Source organism: Rothia sp. HMSC065C03, from assembly GCF_001837295.1.
Lineage (GTDB): Bacteria > Actinomycetota > Actinomycetes > Actinomycetales > Micrococcaceae > Rothia.
Map to the genome: position 1 here is coordinate 191,846 of NZ_KV831988.1, position 20,604 is coordinate 212,449.

Genomic DNA, 20,604 nt, shown 5'->3' on the forward strand with positions numbered 1-20,604 from the left:
GCACCAGAAAGGCTACTTTCTTATGGCACTCGTCTTCAATCCGCCGCCCAACTGGCCCGCTCCTCCTGCCGGATGGGCCCCCACTCCTACGTGGCGCCCCGACCCCGCGTGGGGTCCCGTTCCTGAAGGTTGGCAGCTGTGGGTCGAAGAGCCCGAGCCCGAACCCATTCAGGTTGAAGAGGCTACTATTGAGCCGCTGGTTCCCGAGGAGCCCGCTGCTGAGGCAGTTGCCGCTGAGCCCGTAGTCGCTGAGCCGGTTGTTTCCGAGCAGTCCGCTGAGGCGCACGTTGTTGAGGCACCCGCGGCTGAGTCCGCTGTTGAGGCTGAGCAGCCCGCCGAGGTCGCGGCACCGCTGACCGTGGAGGACGTTGACCTGGAGCAGCTCGCCGCTGAGCTCGAAGGTGAGCAGATCGTTGAGGTTCCGGAGGCTCCCGCACCCCAGGCTGAGGCATCCCACGTTGAAGCACCGCAGGTAGAGGCACCCGCAGTTGAGTCCGTTCAGGAGTCCGCTGAGGAGTCTGAGCCCAAGCCGATGCGTCACCTGACTCAGGTTCCGCTGACCGGTACCGCTCTGCCCGAGCAGGTTCTGACCCCGCAGGCTTCTGCTGAAGAGGCTGTGGCTGAAGAGCCCGCTGTTGAGGCTCCCGTTGCTGAGCAGGCTGCTTCCGAGCAGCCCGTTGAGGCGCACGTTGTTGAGGCGCCGGTTGCTGAGCCCGTGCTCTCTGAGCCCGTTGCATCCGAGCCGGTCGTTTCCGAGCCTGTTGCAGAGCCCGTTGTTGAGCCGGTCGCCGAGGTTGCCCCCGAGGCACCCGCTGCCGCTGAGCCGGCAGTCGAGCCGGTTGCTGCGGCTCCCGCGGCTGAGGCACCCGCTGCTGAGGCGCCCCACACTATTGAGAGCTCCCCGCTCGTTGAGTTCCACACCCCCGAAACCGAGCGCACCGTTAACCTGTCCGAGCGTACCGTGAACCTCTCGGAACAGCCCGGCCAGAATGTACAGCCCGGTCAGAACATGCAGCCCGGTCAGAACGCACAGTTCATCCCGGCGGGTCAGGCACCGAACGGCTTCCAGCCGAACCAGGCTGAAGGCTTCCAGGGCCAGAACTTCCAGGGTGGCCAGTACCAGGGCCAGGGTTTCCAGAGTCAGGGCTTCCAGGACGGCCAGAACGCGCAGGGCGGTCAGAACGTCCAGGGCGGCCAGTACCAGAACAACCCCTACCAGGGTCAGCCGTACAACTCTCAGCCCTACGCAGGTCAGGTGTCCGATCAGGACCAGGCAACCGTGGCACTGAGCAACCCCTACGTCACCGAGCCCGCAGGTCAGGGCGAGGACGACTCCGAGAAGAAGGGTCTGTTCTCCGGCACCAAGATTTGGGGTGTTATCGGTGGTGCGTTGGCTCTGCTGATTGTTATCATCCTGGCGATTGTCATGCTGATTCCGCGTGGCGGCTCGAACCCCGCCTCCGCTTCTTCCGAGTCGGCGAGCGCGGCGGCTACTTCCGCTGAGGCGTCCTCCGCGGCGGCTTCGTCTGAGGCTTCTTCCGCAGCGCCCGCATCTGAGAGCGCGGCAGCGGCTTCAGCTTCTTCCGCAGCGCCGGTTGCTGCTGCTGAAGCGAAGATGCCCGAGGGTGAGTTCAAGGAATACAAGAAGACCGTCGCCGACAACAAGGACACCATCGACATTGAGAAGATCAAGGGCGATGTGTCCGCAGGCCTGCTCTACTACGAGTTCAAGCCCGCAGACGGTGTGGTCAACGCCTTCATCACCAGCCGTGACGATAAGGGCAACATCGCCTCGGGTGTGAGCGTTATCGACTCCACCCGCGACGGCAAGGAGCTCAAGGGCACCGCGTGGATTGACGCGAGCGGCCACTCCACCCCCACCCGCAAGCTGGAGCTGACCGGTAAGGGCGAGTGGACCATCCGCGTCTACGACGCAGACTCCGCACCCCACTACAAGAAGGGTGAGAAGTTCCAGAGCACCATGAACTTCTACGCTTTCACCTACGAAGGCACCGAGGCAACCATGGAGTTCCAGACCAGCGGCCCGACCACCCGCGGCTTCACCGTTCTGAACGCGACCAAGAACGACCCGTTCTTCTCCTCGACCATTCCGACCGTGAAGAGCAGCATGCAGTGGGTTCAGAGCAACAAGAGCTACATGCAGGTTCGTACCGACTCCAACATTACTTGGAGCATCGGCACTAACTAACAGCGTGACTGACTAGGTCAGTAGGCTGGGTATAAAAGTATCCCCCGCATCCGTGATGGGTGCGGGGGATACTTTTATGCCCGGTGAGGCCTGTGCACCTGCTGGAGGCACCCGCCGCCGTGAGCGGGCAGCAACCGTGAGCGGGCAGCAACCGTGAGCGGGTAGCAACCGTGAGCGGGCGGTTTCTTTAGCGGGAGTACCTCGCCTCCGCCAGTTCGGCGCCCGCGGCGCGTGCCGCATTTTCCACCAGCTGACGATTCGCCAGGTACACAAAGAACGTCACCAGAATAAACAGGTACATCAGCTGGTACGGCATGGTGCCAGCCATCAGGCCCAGAGAGCCTTCCGGCACCATCAGAATCTGATCCGCGTTGAAGTGCGGGGAGAACGCCAGCACAATCCAGAACGGCGAAATGTACATGCCCACCAGCGCCGCAGTCGCCAAGATAACAGCCAGCGTGAAGACGAAGGAGCTGACCCTCTGGTACATGAGCGGGAAGATTTCCATGACCACGGCGGCGAGCATCAGCGGGTACCAGGTGTTGTGGTGCGACCAGCTAATCGGCGAAATCTGCAGCATCATGAACGCGGTCAGCGCCAGCTGCGCCATGAGCGCGCGGGCACGAATCAGCGGAACCAACAGAACCGCGGTGACCAGCACAATCAGCAGGGTCAACGCCACCTGCACCACCGACAGGGCGGTAGCCGTCAGGTGATGCTGCAGGCCCGCGTGGGTCAGCGTACCCATAATCGATACGTTATCGAAGTAGCTGAACCAGCCCACACGCGAAGTGTCATGCACCGCATGGAACCAGAACGTCAGCGACTCCTCACGAATCACCAGGAAGCCGATACCCACGGTCGCGGCGAAGCTAGCGCCCAGGGTCGCAATGCCCTTCCAGTCCTTACGCATGAGCAGCAGCAGACCGAACGCGAGCGGGGTCAGCTTAATACCCGCCGCAATACCCAGCAGCACACCGCGCGGAACACGGGTTGCCGGGCGCATAAAATCGGCGAGAATCAGCACCAAAATGATGGCGTTAATCTGCCCAAAATGCGTGGTCAAACGCCACGGGCCGCACATCCAAATCAGCGCCGCAATCAGCGACACCATACCCCAATGACCCAGGTGCTTCTGCAACGGCAGACGCCACGAGCGGCTACGGGCGTAGGAGTACAGCAGGTACGCGCACCAGTAGCTGAGCGCGCAAATAATGGCGGTAATCAGCAGCATGCTCTGCGGCTCGGTGAGGAACGCGAGCGGGTAGAAGAGCAGCGCCGCAAACGGCGGGTACGTGAACGGCAGGCCGCGCGTGCGGAAGGTGTATAGCTGGTAGCCGTCCGGGCCGTCCGCCAGGGAGACAGCACCCAGGCGGTACACGTAAATATCGTCAGCCGCCGCGTGAGTCACGTAGTCAAAGGCGTAGAGGGCAACCAGGACGAACAGCAGGTGCGCCCAGAGAGCACCGCTGCGCATGCCGGGGATGCGGTCAAAGAAGCTGCGACGCGCAGGTTTTGTGGGCTGTTTCGCGGTTTCTTCGGCGACTTCTTCCTTTGCCGCTTTTTCCGCGGTGGCTACAGAGGATGCGGCGGGCCCAGCACTTTCTACAGCGCTTTCAGCAGCCGGTTCCGCAACCGGTGCAGTAGTAGAGCCAGCCGAAGCCCATGGGATTATAGGCGCAGCCGCCTCGGCGTTCTTCTCGTGATTCTTGTCGCGGCTCACGCGGTTGCCTCACGGGAAGCGGCGGCGCGCACAGACTCGGCGCTCTCGGTCACCAGGGCGCGAGCGCCCCACCAGCCCAGAGGCGCATCGCTACGCACGGAACCGTACTGCACGGGCTCAACCTTCGCGCCACGCACCGGCGCGCTCAGGGCGGCAATAGACCAGAGCGTCATCGTCATCCACAGGCAGAACGCGGGAATAGCCGAAACCGCCAACGCGCCCGGAGCCAGCTGCTCCAAACCATCCGCGCTACCGTGGAACCACGACGCAATCCTAATCGGCGACAGGTACAGGCCCAGCACCGCAACCACCGCGAACACCGTCGCCGTCACCCGCAGCCACGCAGGCTGAACCGCAAAATAGGTCGGGAACGCGTCCATGATGAACACGGCAGCCAGCAGGGGCAGCAGCACGTTGTGGTGCGACCAGCTAATCGGCGACAGCGCCACCATCAAGGAGGCGGTCACCGCCACCTGCGCCAGCGCGGCACCGCGGCGTTCCAGCTGGTACAGCAGTGCGGCAGTCAGCACAATCGTGACCAGCGCCAGGGCGTAGTAGACGGGCTTCGCGGCGCTCTCAGAGAGACCGAAGTGCAGCAGCCAACCCTGAATCGAGACGTTATCCACAAAGTTCAGTCCACCCACACGGGAGGGGTTCGTCAGCGCGGAGAACCAGAACTCCAGTGCGTCCTTAGGCATCAGAATGAAACCCAGCGCAATGGTGCCGAAGAACGTTGCACCCAGGGTCGCGATGCCCTTCCAGTCGCGGCGGACCAGCAGAATCAGACCAAACACGAGCGGGGTCAGCTTCACGCCGCCCGCAATACCAATCAGCACGCCGCGCGGCACGCGGGTTGCCGGGCGCACAAAATCGGCAAGAATCAGCGCCGTAATGAACGGGTTAATCTGAATCAGGTCCAGGGTGCGCTGCCACGGCCCCGCCGAAACCACCAGAATAGTCAGCACCGCAATCGTGCCCGCACGACCAAAGTACTGCTGCAGCGGCAGTTCACGGCCGCGCGCATTCACATAGTTGTAAATGATCGTGGAAATCCACCACGCCACCACAGCCGAACCGACCACCATAATGACCTTGCCAACTTCCAGCGGAATAAAAGCAAACGGCAAGAACAGCATTGCCGCGAACGGCGGGTACGTGAACGGCGGCTTAATCACGCCGTGATCGTTCAGGGTCGGGGAGTATAGGTCCTGGGTAAAGCCCTCGTTATCGAAAATGGTCATCGCACCCAGACGGTAAATGGAGAAGTCCATACCGCTGAAGGGGTTGGTGAGCATTTTGACGACGTATCCACCGCCAACAATGAGGATGAGTGCCACAATAGCGATTTTTCCCCAGATGGGGGTGGTGGAGTCAGTCCTTGTCACGAGGTGTTTGTCCTTACCTTGGTGCCGGCGGATGCGCGCGTAGGGTGGGCGGGCATCTGATTTTGGAATCCTAATAGTTTATCGCGCGCACCTGTGAAGGATGCATTGGGGAGAAGAATCACAGGGGGAGATTCGCAGGGGAAGAACCGCTCGAGCACACAAGCACAACTATCACGATATGAGCTGCCTTCATATGCACGTCATGTCTTCAAAATTGGTACTATCCGGGCAATATAATGGGCTTATTGGCACCCGCCCCAACGCAGGGGTACCGGGTGCCGACCCGCACACCGACGTCCACGAACAACCAGCAGTGAAAGCAGTGATCACGTGAGTGAACATCTCGGCACCCCACCCGAAGGCGAGAACACGAGCGGCAAGCCCGCAAACGTCTCCGGAGGCGGCTCCTCCGGCCTGAGCATTGGCGCGCGCCCGGCTGATGTGCCCGGCGCAAACCTCACCCCCGAAGAGATTGCACGCCGCGCATCCGGTCGCGGTACGTGGCATCGTCGCGCCTCCAAGCCCGTCTCCCACTGGATGTTTACCCTTGTCGGCGTACTTCTGCTGCACAGGTTTATCCCGAATAGCGGCTGGCTGATGGTGCACATTGTCACCCTCGGCCTGATTACGAACTCGATCCTGATTTGGTCGCAGCACTTCACCGAAGCGCTCATGAAAATCAAGATTCCTGACGAGCACCGCGGAACCCAGGTGCGCCGAATCTTCATTCTGAACGCCGGTATTCTCGTGCTCATGATCGGCATGGTCGGTCAGCTGAGCGTGCCCGGCCTCTACGCCGCCACGGTGGTGGGCGCCCTCATTGTCGGGTCGATGGTCGCCTGGCACGGCATCTACCTGCTGAAGCAGGTGCGTCAGGCTCTGCCGTCGCGGTTCGGTGTGACCATTCGCTTCTACATTGTTGCGGCGCTGCTGCTGCCCCTCGGTGCGGCGTTTGGCGGCATGATTGCCTACCCGAACCTGTCCGGCACCCTGCATTCGCAGTTCCTGCTCGCGCACGAGGCAGTGAACGTGCTCGGCTTCGTCGGTATTACCGCGGTGGGTACGCTGGTGACGTTCTGGCCGACCATGCTGCGCACCAAGATGGTGGATAAGGCGCTCACCCACAGCCTGCGCGCCCTGTACCTGATGTGCGGTGGCTTGGCGTTGACCGTTGTCGGCGCGATTTTAGGGATGCGTCCGCTTGCTGCTGCGGGTCTGGTCGTCTACCTGGTTGCCCTGCTGATTGTCGCCTGGGTGATGGTGCGTACCCTGCGCACCAAGCGCCCGAATGAGTACCCGCCCATGAGCGTGGGTATGGGCTTCCTCTGGCTGATTATTGGCGTAGCGACCACCGCCTACCTGGTGGCGACCGTCCCCTTCGCGCAGCTGGACATGCGCGCCGTGACCCCCATCTTTGTGGTCGGCTTCCTGCTGCAGCTGCTGCTCGGCGCGATGAGCTACCTGCTGCCGCAGCGTATGGGCGGTGGCCCGGCGGTGGTGCGCGCCTCCAACAAGGAGTTCAGCCGTTTCGCGGCGGCACGCGTAACCGCCGTGAACCTGGCGCTGCTCATCTTCATGATGCCCAGCTCCATGGTGGGCCAGTCCATTAAGATTGCCGTCGCTATCGTGGGTGCGTTGGCGCTCATGGCGTTCATTCCGCTCATGGTGCGCGGCGTGAAGGCGTCCGTGAACACCCGCAAGGAAATGATGGCAGCACGCGCCCGCGGCGAGAAGCCCGTCTTCAACCAGGAGGCGCTCACCCCCGAACCCGTCCCGCACGCCAAGCAGAGCTTCCAGGCGGCACTCGCGGTTGCCATGGCGTTCCTGCTGGGCTTCGCCGTGAACCCGTCCGCGTTGAACCTGCCGTCGTTCTCCTCGGCGGGCTCTGTGGCTGCGACCGGTCAGACCACCACCGTGCAGGTGAAGGCGACCAGCAACTACCGCTTCACCCCCGCCGAGGTAGAGGTCCCCGCAGGTAACCGCCTGGTCGTCGAGGTCACCAACGACGACGAGGGCATGACCCACGACCTGACCTTCGACAACGGCGCAACCACCGGCACCATCAACCCCGGCGAAACGAAAACCGTTGACGCCGGCGTCATTACCGCCGACCAGGAAGGCTACTGCTCCGTGGCGGGTCACCGCTCCCTGGGCATGGTGTTCAAGGTGAAGGCGACCGGCGCCTCCGCAAACCAGGTGGCGCAGGGCGGCCACAACCACGGTTCTACGGGCACCCACAACCACGCCGCGTCGGGTAGCACCCCGACCCTCATGACCGTTGCAAACAGCAGGATTGACATGTCCGCAGCGCCCGGCAGCGGCTACAAGTACCGCGACCCGAACATCCCGGCACCGAACACCGCCACGCAGGTGAACGGCAAGACCGTCCGCAAGGTCACCCTGGAAGTTGAGGAAGTCGACCGCGAGGTGGCGCCCGGCGTGACCGTTCACATGTGGACGTTCAACGGGCAGAACATGGCACCGATTCTGCGCGGCAAGGTCGGCGATATTTTTGAAATTACACTCATCAATAACGGCACGATGGGCCACTCGCTGGACTTCCACGCGGGCATGGTGTCCCCCGATAACACGATGAAGACCATCGCCCCCGGTGAGCGTCTCGTCTACCGTTTTGAGGCGAAGGGTGCCGGTATCTGGCTGTACCACTGCGGCACCGCCCCGCTGAGCCTGCACATGACCCAGGGCATGTACGGCGCGGTCATCATTGACCCGGCGGACCTTGACCCGGTCGATCATGAGTACGTGATGGTTCAGGGCGAGGCGTACCTGCACGACACCGGCAAGACCGCCTCCGACGGTAACAAGCTGGCGGAGAACTCGCCGGAGCTGATTGCGGCGGGCACCCCCACGCTGACCATGTTCAACGGCCACGCAACCCAGTACAAGGCGAAGCCGCTGCAGGTGAAGAAGGGCGAGCGTATCCGTGTTTGGGTAATGGCTGCGGGCCCGAACCACGGCACGAGCTTCCACGTGGTCGGTTCGCAGTTCGACACGGTCTACAAGGAGGGCGGCTACCTGATGCGCCGCGGCGCAGATGCGTTCGGTAGCCGTGACGGCCACAGCCAGGCACTCGATTTGGCGCCCGCTCAGGGCGGCTTCGTGGAGATGCAGTTCCTAGAGTCTGGCACGTACACGTTCGTGAATCACTCCTTCTCGGAGATGGAGCGCGGTGCCGCCGGCAAGATCGTGGTGACGAACCGTTAGGGACTCCTGAAGCTCCCCATCATGGATTGACCCCGCCTGGTGCTCCCTGTCAAAGGTGTACCGGGTGGGGTCATCCTTCACGTGCACGGAGTCTGTACCTGCACTTGATGTTGACTCCGGTAAAGACGCGCCAAGAACTCTCTGACTATGGTTTTCACCTCAACGGAGGGGAGTTTTTTCACCATAAACGGCGATGGTGCGCTAGTCTATAGGAATGGCAGATAGCACTTCGGGCGCCCCTTCCGAGCGTAACGCTACGAGCGCCTCCAACCACATTTCCGTTCCGGCGGATCAACAAATTTCTCCTCGGCAGCGTAAAGCTTTCCCGCTTCGCTTTCTCGCCGGGGTTCTTGCGCATTGGCAGATTATTGCCTCTGCGGTCCTTCTGGGTGGCGGTGTTGCCGGCCTGGCAGCCACCTATGACGACTACTGCGGCATGACGGAGCTTTCGTATGCTCCGGCGGCTCTCCGATCCGATTTTGAGGAGGGCTCTAAGGTGGCGGGTTTCCGCCCCGGCGTACTGGCGGCGCAGATTGAGACCGAGAGCCACTGGCGTGTGGGCGTTGAGTCCCACCAGGGCGCTAAGGGTATTGCACAGTTCACTGATGACGCGTGGAGCGGCGGCCACTACAGCTTCGGCAATGGCGGTAATGTTCTGAACCCGCACGATGCGATTGCGGCGCAGGCACGCTACTTGGCTGAGTTGCGTACTCGTTTGGCGAAGTACGCTTCCAATGAGGATGAGCTGCAGGATGTGGTTCTCGCCGGTTATAACGCGGGTCCGGGTTCTGTGGAGAAGTACGGCGGTGTTCCCCCGTATGAGGAGACTCAGAATTATGTGAAGTCGATTCGCGAGCTGGCGAATTCGAAGTATAAGCTGACCTGCTCTCCCGAGTACCAGTTCAAGCAGGCGAAGTTGAGCTTCGTGAATGGTGTGACTCCGGCGATGGCTGGTGTTCATGCGGATGGTACGGTTCTGTCCCCGGAGGAGTCGGCATCGGCTGCGGCGGAGGCTTCTGCTTCTGCGAGTGCTTCGGCTCGTGCGTCTGCGAGCGGTTCTGCGGGTTCTTCGGTGAAGCCTTCGGCAACGAGTTCCGGCCGCTAGATTCAGCTTTATTGAGTATTCCACTAGGCTATATAGCCGTCTGGGAATATTCCGCTTTATCTATAGTGAGCGGCTGATACCGGCCGCCACTACCCTACTATTCACTCTTATATTTACTCTTAACAGCGCGAGGCGCCGACCCCTATTCTCGGGGTTCGGCGCCTCGCACTTTTTAGAGCTGGAGCGTGCCTAGTTGAAGATGGCGCGCACGACCGAGTAGCCGGAGACCGGGTACACGGCGTTTACGGTTGCGGGCTTCTCGCTCTCGTCCGCGATCTCAATGGACTCGGTGCCGCGCAGCAGCTCCTCGAGCAGGATGCGCAGTTCCAGGCGTGCCAGGGGCGCGCCGGGGCAGACGTGGATGCCGTCGCCGTACACGAGGTTGCGGGACTGGTCGCGGTGCGGGTTGTAGGTGAGGGCGTCTTCGAAGGCGTCCTCGTCGCGGTTGGCGCTTGCCCAGTTGATGGTCACGCGGGAGCCGGCGGGCAGGGTGCGGCCGCCGAGTTCGGTGTCCTGGGTGGTGATGCGGCGGTTGGTGACGAGGGTGTCTTCGAGTCGCATGATTTCTTCAACGGCGAGGGCGATTTCACTGCGGTCATCGAGTGCGTTGCCGTCGGCGAGGGATGCGCGCAGGCGGTCCTGCTCGGCGCGGTTGCGTGCCAGGAAGTTGACGAATACGCCCACGGTTGCGGAGACGGTGGACAGCTCGCCCACGGTCCAGTTGCGGATGAGGCTGACGATTTCTTCGTCGGTCATGGTACGGGGTTCTTCGCCGGGCAGCTGCACGGTGTCGGTGAGCAGTTCGGCGGTGACGTCCTTAGGGTTGCCGGCGGCATCGTCCTCGCGGCGTTCGTCGAGGAGCTGGCGGATGTAGCCGTCGAATTCGAGGGCGACCTTAGCGATTTCTTCGCGGTCACGGCGCAGGGTGGCGACGCGGTTCTTCTCGATCCACTCGGTGAGGGGCTGTTCGAGGCATGCGGGCCAGCCCATGAAGGCGTTCTGCACGCGCATTGCGTATGCCTGACCGAAGCCCTGCATGACGTCTACTTCTTCGCCGCGGGGCAGTTCTGCGATGAGGCTCTTCACGGCGTCGCGGATGACGGGTGCGAACTTTTCGAGGCGTTCGGGGGTGAAGTACTTGTCGTTGACGGCGCGGAAGGTGGTGTGTTCGGGTGCGTCCATGCCGTTGGGGACAGCGATGTGGCGGGTGGAGACGACGTTGGAGTAGATTTCGGGGTGGTCGAGTACGTGCTGTACGTCGGCGTTTTTGAAGACGGAGTAGCCCATGAATTCGTCGTGGGCGACGGGGCAGCGGCGGCGCATTGCGTCGTAGGCGGCTACCTGGTCTTTCTGCACTTCTTCGCTTCGGAGGTCCCAGTCGTTGTGTACGTTCTCAGTCATTGTTCACCCATGTTTGTTATAGAGTTGTGGCGTGCTGGATGCGGGCGTCCGGGCGATGCGTGTGGGGCAGGGTCGGGCGTGCATTTCAGCACGTGAATCCATTACTTATTCTTTGACCGTATCACTTATGGGTTGGTGGCGCAGGGTAGGGGTTCCTTGCTTCTCCTTCAACGAACAGTGCGGTGCGGCGAGGGGCGGCGGGTCACGAGACGCACGAGGCGGGCGGCACCTCCACAGGGAGGTGCCGCCCGCCTCATTCTTGCCTAAAAACCACCGAGGTTTAGCGCTTGCCTGCGGAGGGGTAGATGCTACCGTCCATCACGCCGCGTTCACTCTACAGGCCGCGATAGACTTCTCGCCGATGACCGACTCGGAAGACCTCAACAACAACCGCACCGTTATCAATGGTGTACAGAATGCGGTAATTCCCTACTCGTGCCCTGTACCCTTCTTCACTCTGTAGCTCCTTGAATAGAACCTGCACAAGAACTATCCTCGGAGCTAACGGACAAACCCCAGAAAGGAACCAGTCATGACTGTCACCACTCACCGGACTCGTTCCAATGTCACGACTCTTAAAGAACTCCGCGACAACCTCGGCACCAAGGTCAACGAAGCCGTGTTCTCCGGCGAACGTCCCCTCATCAGCCGCAATGGTAAGACTGTTGCCGCGCTCATCTCCTACGAAGATTTGAAGCTGCTGGAAGAGTACGAAGAGCTCCTCGACATTGAGGCTCTTCGCAAGGCACGCGCCGAAGATGACGGCTACCGCATCGGCCTCGACGAGTTCCTCGCAGAGAACCCTGCAGACTAGTCTTTCAACGCATATTGCGAGGCGGGCGGCCCCTCCACCGGGGAGGGGCCGCCCGCCTCATTCTTGCCTAAAAACCGCCGAATCTAGCGCTTGCCTGCGGAGGGGTAGATGCTGCCGTCCATCACGCCGCGCTCCACCTGCTCCAGGCTCACGCCGCGAGTCTCCGGCAGGTTGCGGAACATCAGCAGCGCAATGACCACGTTCACCACGGCAAAGCCGATGAAGGAGCCGGTCAGACCGACCGCACCCAGAATCACGGGGAACGCCAGCGACAGCACACCATTCATCATCCAGCCGCTAAACGCCGAAATGCCCATACCCGCCGCACGCACACGCAGCGGGAACAGCTCACTCATAATCACCCACGTCGACACGTTCAGGCAGGTCTGCATCGCGCCCACAAAGCAGACGATGAGCACCAGCAGAATCCAGGGACGCGCCGCGTTATCGGCGGGCAGCAGCATGGATGCGCCCGCAATCAGCACGTGGAAAAACGCGGTCGACGCATAGCCGGTAATGACCATGACGCGGCGCGGTACACGCTCCATCAGGCGCAGCGACAGGATGGAACCAAGCACCGCAATCGTACCCGGCGCAATGTTCGCAATGAGCGCCGCGGATTCGCTGAAACCGGCTTCCTTGAGCACCTTAATGCCGTAGTACATGATCGAGTTGATGCCGGTCAGCTGCTGGCCCGCGCCGACCAGAATACCGACGAGCAGGATGCGCACGAACCAGCCGCGCACGCCCACGCTTTCCTTACCCGCCGCGTCGTTCTGGGTGGTTGCCTCCGCCTGCAGGGTGCGTTCAATGTCGGCGATCTCAGCCTCGGCACGTTCGGTGGAGCGGATGCGCTTCATCACCTCAAGCGCCTGCTCACGATTGCCGACGCGCAGCAGCCAGCGCGGCGACTCGGGCACACGCAGCATGCCGACGAACAGGCCGATGGCGGGCAGGGTGCAGATGGCGAACATCCAGCGCCACACGCCGTCGTGCTCACCCCATACGTTGCCGATAAGGGCGTTCACGATGAACGCGGCAAGCTGACCGCCCACGACCATGAGCTCGTTGCGGCCGGAGAGGGAGCCTCGAATTTCGTAGGGTGCGAGCTCTGCGAGGAACACGGGCACTACGGCGGAGGCGCCACCGACCGCCAGGCCGAGCAGGGTGCGCCCGGTGATGAGTACGGCGACATTGGGTGCAAAGACGCACGCCAGGGCACCAATGAAGAAGATGGTGGAGAGCCCAATGATGGTGGTTCGGCGGCCGAACCGGTCAGAGATGCGGCCGCATCCGAGCGCACCGATAGCGGCGGCGAAGGCGAGCGATCCGGTGACCCAGCCTTGGGCGGTGGAGTCCATGCCGAGTTCGCGGCTCATGGGTTCGAGCGCGCCGTTGATCACTCCGGTGTCGTAGCCGAAGAGTAGACCTCCGAAGGTGGCGATGAGTGCGATGATGCCGAGGTATCGGCTGTGCTTCCCGGTGCCCAGAGGGGGCAGGGTGGAGGCGGTGCTCTGTGCGCTCATGGTGTCCTTTATGCCGAGGGGTTAGGTGAGATTACACCGACATTGGTGGTTCTTCAGCACTGTCAGTGGGCTAGGTGAGGTGCGTCAGGTTAGACACACCTCACCTAATCCTAGCGAAAACGTGCGGCGGGTGATATTTATTTCTCACCACGGACATTTTTCAGCGTATATTACGGCCGACACGTGCGACCGCCTGAGTGTCCCTTTGAGAGGGAGCCGGAGTTTAGAACAGCGCGATCTTCTCGGGTGCCGGGAAGATGGCGTCCAGGGCGGCGAGGTCCTCAGCGTCGAAGCGCAGGCATGCCGCCTGTGCGTTGGCGCGCACCTGCTCGGCGCTGGTTGCACCGGCAATGACGGAGGTGACCGGCGACTGCTGTGCGAGCCAGGAGAACGCCGCCTGCACCTCGGTAATGCCGCGCTCGGTGCAGAAGGTGTGGAAGGCTTCGAGCTGGTCCCAGTTGGCGGCGTCGAGCACGTTCTTCTTGGAGTGGGACAGGCGCGAACCGGCGGGAATGTTGTCGCGGCGGTACTTGCCGGTCAGCAGGCCGTTAGCGAGCGGGAAGTACGGCAGCACACCCATGCCGAAGTGCCGTGCGGCGGGCAGGATTTCGAGTTCTGCGCGGCGGTCGAGCAGGTTGTAGTGGTTTTCAGCGACGATGAACCGTTCGGTGCCGAGTTCACGGGCGCAGTGTTCGGCGTGGGCGAGCTGCCAGCCGGAGAAGTTGGAGTGGCCCAGGTAGCGGACCTTACCGTCGCGTACGAGCTGGTCGAGGGCGCTGAGGGTTTCTTCGATGGGGGTGTTGGGGTCGGGGCTGTGGTAGAAGTACAGGTCAATGTAGTCGGTGCCGAGGCGGCGGAGGGACCCTTCGACGGCGCGCATGATGTAGCGGCGGGATCCGCGGGCGTTGCGGTCGTTGCCGTTGAGGTCGCCGACGGGCAGACCGAATTTGGTGACGATGGTCAGTTCGTCGCGATCGAGGCCGAGCTGGGTGAGGGCGGTGCCGAACATGGTTTCTGAGAGGCCGGGTTCGGCGCCGTAGAGGTCGGCGATGTCGAAGAAGCTGATGCCGGCGTCGACTGCGGCGGCGATGACTTCGTTGGTGCCTTCTTGGGTGCGGGTGGGGGTGCCGGGGCGGCCGAGGTTGTTGCAGCCGATGCCGACGCTGGGTACGACGAGGCCGGAGTTGCCGAGCCTGCGGTAGACGGGGGATTCAATACGTTCCATGTTTTTAACTCTACGTTGTGCGGGTATGTTGCGTGGTTATTTCCCCTCCAGTTGGGAGGCGAAGAGCTTCCTGAAGCGTGATGTAGGGTCGGTCGTTAGGTCCCGGTAGGTTCCTTGCTCCACCACACACCCACCATCCAACACCACCACAGAATCAACACCACGCAACGTCCACGCACGATGAGACACCAACACCACCAAACGCCCAACAGCAGCCACCTTCAACCGAGCAAAAATCTCCTCCTCAGTCTCAGCATCCACAGCACTGGTCGGCTCATCCAACACCCACACCGGCGCATCCCGAAGAACCACACGCGCCAACGCCAAACGCTGCCACTGACCACCCGAAAGACCAACACCACCAAACGACTCACCCAACTGAGCATCCAAACCACCCTCAAGACCACGCACAAAATCATCAGCACAAGCCACCGACAAAGCCGACCACAAATCAGCATCACCAAGACGCTCAACCGCCTCCTGAGGCAAACCCAGAAGAAGATTTTCACGCACAGTCAGTTCATAACGGCCGTAGTCTTGACTCACCAAACCAACATTTGCCAACATGTTGTATTTACTCTCAGAAGAAGCACCCTTATACGTTATGCTCCCCTGGGCAATTGGTGTAATTCCAAGAATTGCATTTATTAGCGTTGTTTTTCCCGCGCCCGAGGCACCAACTACTGCAATCATTTGATTATTCATCAGCTCAAGATTAATATCTTTAAGCGCAAAAGACGACGAGCCCTCATACTGAACGGATACATCTTTGCATATAATTTTTGAAATATTTTCATGGTTAGGGTTAGAAGTTTTTATCTCAGAAACATGGTCGTAAGTATCAGAGTCGCATACCCTTCGGAATTGCTGAACAGATAATGCTCCATTAATAATCTGACCAAATGAATATCCCACCTCTTGGGTCGCATCAACACAGGCGATGATTCCAATCAGCGATCCGGCCACATATGATATATCGGCGCCTGAATCCACAAGGAAGTACAGGGACGCAAAGAGTAAGACAGAGCAGAGTAGCCCTGCAACTATGGAGATGATTCCTCTAACACTTTCAAGGCTCAATTCCCTACCGGCTGCCCGGCGTCGCCAGGACGCTACGCGTTGCGAGAAAAATCGGGAGGCTCTCATGAGGTGAAGTTCTTGGGCGCGGCTCTGAGCCATCAGATTGTCTAGATAGTAGTTCTCTACCCGATAGTCCTCGTACATTAGGGTGTATATAGCGTAATCACGTTTAGCGAGAATCACCATTGCAATAGATAGGGGCAATGAACACAGTGCCGCAAAAATTGCTGCCACAATGCTGACGTTCGCAATATTAAGACAGAGAAGTAACACCATTGCGAAGGCACTCACCAGTGTCATAACTGACATGGTGTGAACCTGCAATTCCTGTTTCGATATTGCCTCTCTTGCAGCACGTATATCTTCCTGTGATTTTGTGCTACCTATATCAGACAACGGAAAATTAGATAACCTGGTATTTAACATGCGGTGAACCCGATAGTTCATCTTTGATTTGAGGATAAGCATGTTACTTATGACCCAGCGTTGAGCAATGATATTAATTCCGACAACAAGGGCAAGAGCAATAATATAAATCCATGCTGCGCCACCATTTGAACCGCTCAAGGCTGATACTGTATTACCGATCAGCAGGGACTGGCTCAAGGGAATGCAGGCTATGACGGCTAGCGATAGGGCGACGCTCACCAGGGTTGTGGGACAGGTTTTCCATGCTAGGCGGAAGGACCAGAGTATAGAAGAAAATAGCTTTTTCATTCTCACCACGCTCACAAAGTCATACTGAACTCATCTTTGAGCCCTACAACTCCTCGATGAGCGGACATTGAAACACTACCCGTGCCTCACTAACTAACCCTACTCTTCGATGAAATATAAAACACATATATTCGTGCGTGTCCAAGAATATTAAGCAGATATATCTGCGATAGTTCCGGGCATTCAGGGGTCAGCCTACAGCTCTACCCGCAACACCCCCAGCCCCCTTCGTCATAGTCAGTCATATTAAGTTCATATTTCTCCCCAATGTCATGTCCAGAAATATTAGGACATCAACCGCCGCATCCCTTGCGCACCCTCGGAGGCAGTGGGTAAAGTGAAAGCGTTATCTATCAAGAGCGACCGAGAGATCTGGCTCGTCGACGTCGCAGCAACCTCGCCAGTATCCCCCACCGTCACGGTGCAGGGTACGGACAAGGTGCTCCCGCCAGAACCGATAGAGAAGAATACCCTTCGGCACCCCTTGATGATGTGCACCCGCAAACCGGTACAGCGCATCCTGCAGAAGAATTCACGCACCCTCCCGGTGCGTATCTATCGGGTGAACACGAAGGAAGGTTATGACGACAGTTCACCCGGCTCTTTCTTTTGAGCTGTTCCCACCCCGCTCACACGCAAGCTGCGAGTCGCTACTCCACACCATTGCCGAGCTTGAGGGCACCAACCCCGACTACGTATCGGTCACCTACGCCGGTGACGCGAAGCGCCGCCAGAAGACCCTGGCGCTGCTCGACCACCTGGTACACGAAACCTCCCTCACCCCCCTGGCTCACCTGATTTGCGCAGGCCATTCAGTGCACGAGCTGGAGCGTGCAGTCCGCCTGATTCTGGGTCTGGGTGTGCGCGGTTTCCTGGCTCTTCGCGGTGATATTCAGGAAGGTCAGGTTTCTGAACTTCCTTTCGCCCGCTACCTGGTAGAGCTCATTCGCCGCGTGGAGCGTGAAGATTTCGCCCACCTGGCAGCTGGCAAGGTGTCGATTGGTGTGGCGGCATACCCGCAGAAGCACCCCGAGTCCGCATCCCTGCTGCAGGATATTGAGATTCTGCTGTCGAAGCAGCGTGCCGGCGCGGATTTCGCGATTACTCAGGTGTTCTTTGAGGATGAACGCTATAGCGCCCTGGTCGATTCGGCGCACCTGGCAGGCGTGGATATTCCGATTATTCCGGGCATCATGCCGGTGACCTCCCTGAAGCGCCTGCGGAACCTCTGCCAGATGGCGGGCATGGAAGTCCCGACGGACCTCGCCTACGCCCTAGAGACGGCGACCAGCAACGCAGAGCTGCACCGCATCGGCGTGGACTACGCACTGAACCAGTGCCGCGCCGTGATGGATGCGGGCGCACCGGGCCTGCACTTCTTCACCTTCAACGAGCATGCGGCGGTGCTGGACGTTCTGGACCAGCTGGACCTACCCCGATACAGCAACCGTTTCTCTCAGCCGCTGAGCGAACTGGAATACGCCTAACCCAACCCGTAACGCTCCTTGTCGGATGCGTTCCCATTGTCTCCCCCGCAAATATTCCGGGAGTTACAACCTCCGTTTCACCGCCCACCGCTGGGTGGCGAAATACCGGAACTGACTCCCCTATCTATCCCCAGTAAAGGAAAAAATATTATGTCGAACACCGCATTCCCCGCCGCAACCATTGTTGGCTACCCCCGCGTGGGCCGCTTCCGCGAGCTGAAGAAGGCTCAGGAGGCTTTCTGGAAGGGCAAGGCCACCCTGCAGGAGCTGCAGGACACCGCCGCTGACGTGCAGCGCACCTACTTCGAGCGCGTGACCGCTGCGGGTCTGAAGGCTGATAACTACTCGATTCCGGCGACCTTCTCCTACTACGACCAGGTGCTCGACGTTGTTCGCCTGTTCACCCTGGTTCCCGAGCGTCTGGCTGAGGCTAAGGATGCACGCGGCCTGCTGGATCTGCCCGGTTACTTCGCACTGGCGCGCGGTACCGAGACTCTGCCCCCGCTGGAGATGACCAAGTGGTTCGACACCAACTACCACTACCTGGTGCCCGAGATTGGTGCGGGCACCGAGATTAAGCTGAACCTTGAGGCTATTGACGAGCAGCTCGAGGTCGCAAAGCAGGCTGGCGTGAAGGTTCGCCCGCAGATTGTTGGTCCCCTGACCCTGCTGCTGGGCGCTAAGGCTGAGCAGGGTTCCGCTGAGGACTTCTCCCCCGTTGACCGTCTGGATGAGTTTGTTGCAGCGTACGCTCAGGTGCTGGAGCAGCTGGCTGAGCGCGGCGTTGAGTGGGTTCAGCTGGACGAGCCGGGCCTGACCGTGGACCGTGCCGACAACGCGAAGGTTGCCGAGCTTGCCGAGCGCACCTACCGCACCCTGGCTGCCGGCGAGAAGCGCCCGCAGATTCTGGTGACCAGCCCCTACGGTTCTCTGCGTGAGAACCTGCCGGCACTGCTGGGTACCGGCATTGAGGCTCTGCACCTTGACCTGGTGCACGGTGTGTACTCGAAGGCTGAGCTGGAATCCGTCTCTGCCGCTGGTGTGCACCTGGTTGCCGGTGTTGTGAACGGCCGTAACGTGTGGCGTGCCGATGTTCGCGCCGCTCTGAAGACTCTGGAGGCGCTGCCCGGCGCATCCGAGGGTGCCGTGTCTGTGGCTTCCTCTACTTCCCTGCAGCACGTGCCGCACGACCTGGCTCTGGAAGACCCCGCCGAGGTTCCCGTGGACGGCCTGGCGTTCGCCGATCAGAAGGTTGCTGAGATTGCTCTGCTGGCTCGTGGCCTGGCTGAGGGTGAGGCTGCTGTTGAGCCGGAACTGAAGGCTGCTGATGAGGCGCTGGCTCGCTTCGCTGCTGACCCGCGTAAGCACAACGACGAGATTCGTGCCCGCGCCGCAGCTGTGACTCCCGAGGACTTCGACCGCCCGACCATTGACGTTCGCCGCGAGGCTCAGGCTGACCTGAACCTGCCGAAGCTGCCGACCACCACCATCGGTTCTTTCCCGCAGACCGCTGAGATTCGCCGCCACCGTGCGGAGGCTCGTGCGGGCAAGATTTCCGCTGAGGAGCTGAATGGCTTCCTGCGTGACGAGATTGCCTCGGTCATCGCACTGCAGGAGGAGCTGGGCCTGGACGTGCTGGTTCACGGTGAGGCCGAGCGTAACGACATGGTTCAGTACTTCGCTGAGAACTTCGACGGCTTTGCCACCACCCGCCACGGTTGGGTTCAGTCCTACGGTTCGCGTTGCACCCGCCCCTCGATCCTGTTCGGTGACGTGAAGCGTCACGGTGAGGGCCTGCGCGGTGAGGCGTTCACCGTGCCGTGGAGCTCCCACGCACAGTCGCTGAGCGACAAGCCGGTCAAGGGCATGCTCACCGGCCCCGTAACGATTCTGGCGTGGTCCTTCGTGCGTGACGACCAGCCGCGCCGCGAGACCGCTAACCAGGTGGCTCTGGCTCTTGCCGACGAGATTGCCGACCTGGAGCAGGCGGGCATCCGCATCATTCAGGTGGACGAGCCGGCTCTGCGTGAGCTGCTGCCCCTGCGCCGCGACGAGCAGCCGCAGTACCTGGACTGGTCGGTGAACTCCTTCCGCCTGGCAACCAGCGCGGTGAAGGATTCCACTCAGATTCACACCCACCTGTGCTACTCGGAGTTCAACGAGATTATCGACTCGATTAACGCTCTGAACGCTGACGTGACCAGCATTGAGGCGGCTCGTTCGCACATGGAGCTGCTGGCTGACATTCCGGAGAGCTTCGTTTCCGGTCTGGGCCCGGGCGTGTGGGACATCCACTCCCCGCGTGTTCCTTCGCAGGATGAGATTGAGTCCCTGCTGAAGGCTGCGATTGGTTACGGCACCATTGCTGACCTGTGGGTGAACCCTGACTGTGGTCTGAAGACTCGTGATTACGAGGAGACCAAGCAGTCTCTGCGTCACCTGGTGGACGCCACCAAGGCGATTCGCGCATCCCTCTAGGAGGCGCCTATTGGCTCCGCTGCCTGCTGCGGGTTGACCGGATGATGGTTTGCTCGCGGTAACCTGCGGCAGGCGGCGGCTGTTCGGCTTCGTTCCGGTATGCGTACCGACTGTATGCCGAGCTTTTGGGGATAGATAACAGGCCCGCCCGTACGGTTTTTCTTCTGCACCGTACGGGCGGGTTTTTCTGCATCCTGGGGGGCTACCCTGCCCCTTTCTGCCGCCTAAA

Annotated in this window: 13 protein-coding genes and 1 riboswitch; of the genes, 6 read left to right on the plus strand and 7 right to left on the minus strand. The window is 60.7% G+C overall.

Annotated elements, in window-relative coordinates:
- Positions 1-22 precede the first annotated feature (22 nt).
- Entirely contained in the window at positions 23-2,209 is a 2,187-nt protein-coding gene (locus tag HMPREF2605_RS04195; RefSeq protein ID WP_070847068.1) for a hypothetical protein, read from the plus strand.
- A gap of 187 nt (positions 2,210-2,396) precedes the next feature.
- Here the strand turns inward: HMPREF2605_RS04195 and HMPREF2605_RS04200 are convergent, their stop codons facing one another.
- On the minus strand, positions 2,397-3,932 hold the full coding sequence (locus HMPREF2605_RS04200; protein WP_070847070.1) for a glycosyltransferase 87 family protein: 1,536 nt from the start codon (positions 3,930-3,932) through the stop codon (positions 2,397-2,399).
- Positions 3,929-5,317, minus strand: coding sequence for a glycosyltransferase 87 family protein (locus tag HMPREF2605_RS04205; protein ID WP_070686838.1), 1,389 nt, complete (start codon positions 5,315-5,317; stop codon positions 3,929-3,931). Before HMPREF2605_RS04205 ends, HMPREF2605_RS04200 begins: the two co-directional genes overlap by 4 nt.
- 330 nt (positions 5,318-5,647) lie before the next feature.
- Between HMPREF2605_RS04205 and HMPREF2605_RS04210 the strand changes: the two genes are divergently transcribed.
- A complete protein-coding gene (locus HMPREF2605_RS04210) occupies positions 5,648-8,542 on the plus strand; it encodes a multicopper oxidase domain-containing protein (RefSeq protein WP_070847072.1) in 2,895 nt (964 codons plus the stop codon).
- A gap of 214 nt (positions 8,543-8,756) precedes the next feature.
- On the plus strand, positions 8,757-9,647 hold the full coding sequence (locus HMPREF2605_RS09705) for a lytic transglycosylase domain-containing protein (protein ID WP_070847074.1): 891 nt from the start codon (positions 8,757-8,759) through the stop codon (positions 9,645-9,647).
- Between the two features lie 189 nt (positions 9,648-9,836).
- On the opposite strand, the gene HMPREF2605_RS04220 is transcribed toward HMPREF2605_RS09705, so the two are convergent.
- Positions 9,837-11,048 carry a cytochrome P450 gene (locus HMPREF2605_RS04220; protein ID WP_070847076.1) on the minus strand — a complete coding sequence of 404 codons (1,212 nt, stop codon included), beginning with the start codon at positions 11,046-11,048 and terminating at the stop codon, positions 9,837-9,839.
- A gap of 334 nt (positions 11,049-11,382) precedes the next feature.
- Positions 11,383-11,598, minus strand: coding sequence for a type II toxin-antitoxin system RelE family toxin (locus HMPREF2605_RS09685; protein WP_314849295.1), 216 nt, complete (start codon positions 11,596-11,598; stop codon positions 11,383-11,385).
- Between HMPREF2605_RS09685 and HMPREF2605_RS04225 the strand changes: the two genes are divergently transcribed.
- Positions 11,581-11,862, plus strand: coding sequence for a type II toxin-antitoxin system prevent-host-death family antitoxin (locus HMPREF2605_RS04225; RefSeq protein ID WP_005509047.1), 282 nt, complete (start codon positions 11,581-11,583; stop codon positions 11,860-11,862). The two genes, HMPREF2605_RS09685 and HMPREF2605_RS04225, sit on opposite strands and share 18 nt — an antisense overlap.
- 83 nt (positions 11,863-11,945) lie before the next feature.
- On the opposite strand, the gene HMPREF2605_RS04230 is transcribed toward HMPREF2605_RS04225, so the two are convergent.
- The 3 genes from HMPREF2605_RS04230 to HMPREF2605_RS04240 form a co-directional block, all read right to left on the minus strand.
- Entirely contained in the window at positions 11,946-13,388 is a 1,443-nt protein-coding gene (locus tag HMPREF2605_RS04230; protein ID WP_070847078.1) for a sugar porter family MFS transporter, read from the minus strand.
- A 223-nt stretch (positions 13,389-13,611) separates the two neighbouring features.
- Positions 13,612-14,613, minus strand: a complete 1,002-nt coding sequence (locus HMPREF2605_RS04235; protein ID WP_005509045.1) for an aldo/keto reductase — start codon at positions 14,611-14,613, stop codon at positions 13,612-13,614.
- Between the two features lie 36 nt (positions 14,614-14,649).
- The gene (locus HMPREF2605_RS04240; RefSeq protein ID WP_246828161.1) at positions 14,650-16,299 is read right to left on the minus strand and encodes an ATP-binding cassette domain-containing protein; all 1,650 of its coding nucleotides are present in this window, start codon (positions 16,297-16,299) and stop codon (positions 14,650-14,652) included.
- Positions 16,300-16,757: 458 nt separating this feature from the next.
- A riboswitch (SAM riboswitch) is annotated at positions 16,758-16,874 on the plus strand.
- 117 nt (positions 16,875-16,991) lie between these two features.
- Between HMPREF2605_RS04240 and HMPREF2605_RS04245 the strand changes: the two genes are divergently transcribed.
- Together HMPREF2605_RS04245 and metE are read left to right on the plus strand one after the other, a co-directional pair.
- The gene (locus tag HMPREF2605_RS04245) at positions 16,992-17,897 is read left to right on the plus strand and encodes a methylenetetrahydrofolate reductase (RefSeq protein ID WP_070847081.1); all 906 of its coding nucleotides are present in this window, start codon (positions 16,992-16,994) and stop codon (positions 17,895-17,897) included.
- Between the two features lie 150 nt (positions 17,898-18,047).
- Positions 18,048-20,375 (plus strand): 5-methyltetrahydropteroyltriglutamate--homocysteine S-methyltransferase, encoded by a 2,328-nt coding sequence (gene metE / locus HMPREF2605_RS04250; RefSeq protein WP_070847083.1) that lies wholly within the window; start codon positions 18,048-18,050, stop codon positions 20,373-20,375.
- Positions 20,376-20,604 lie beyond the last annotated feature (229 nt).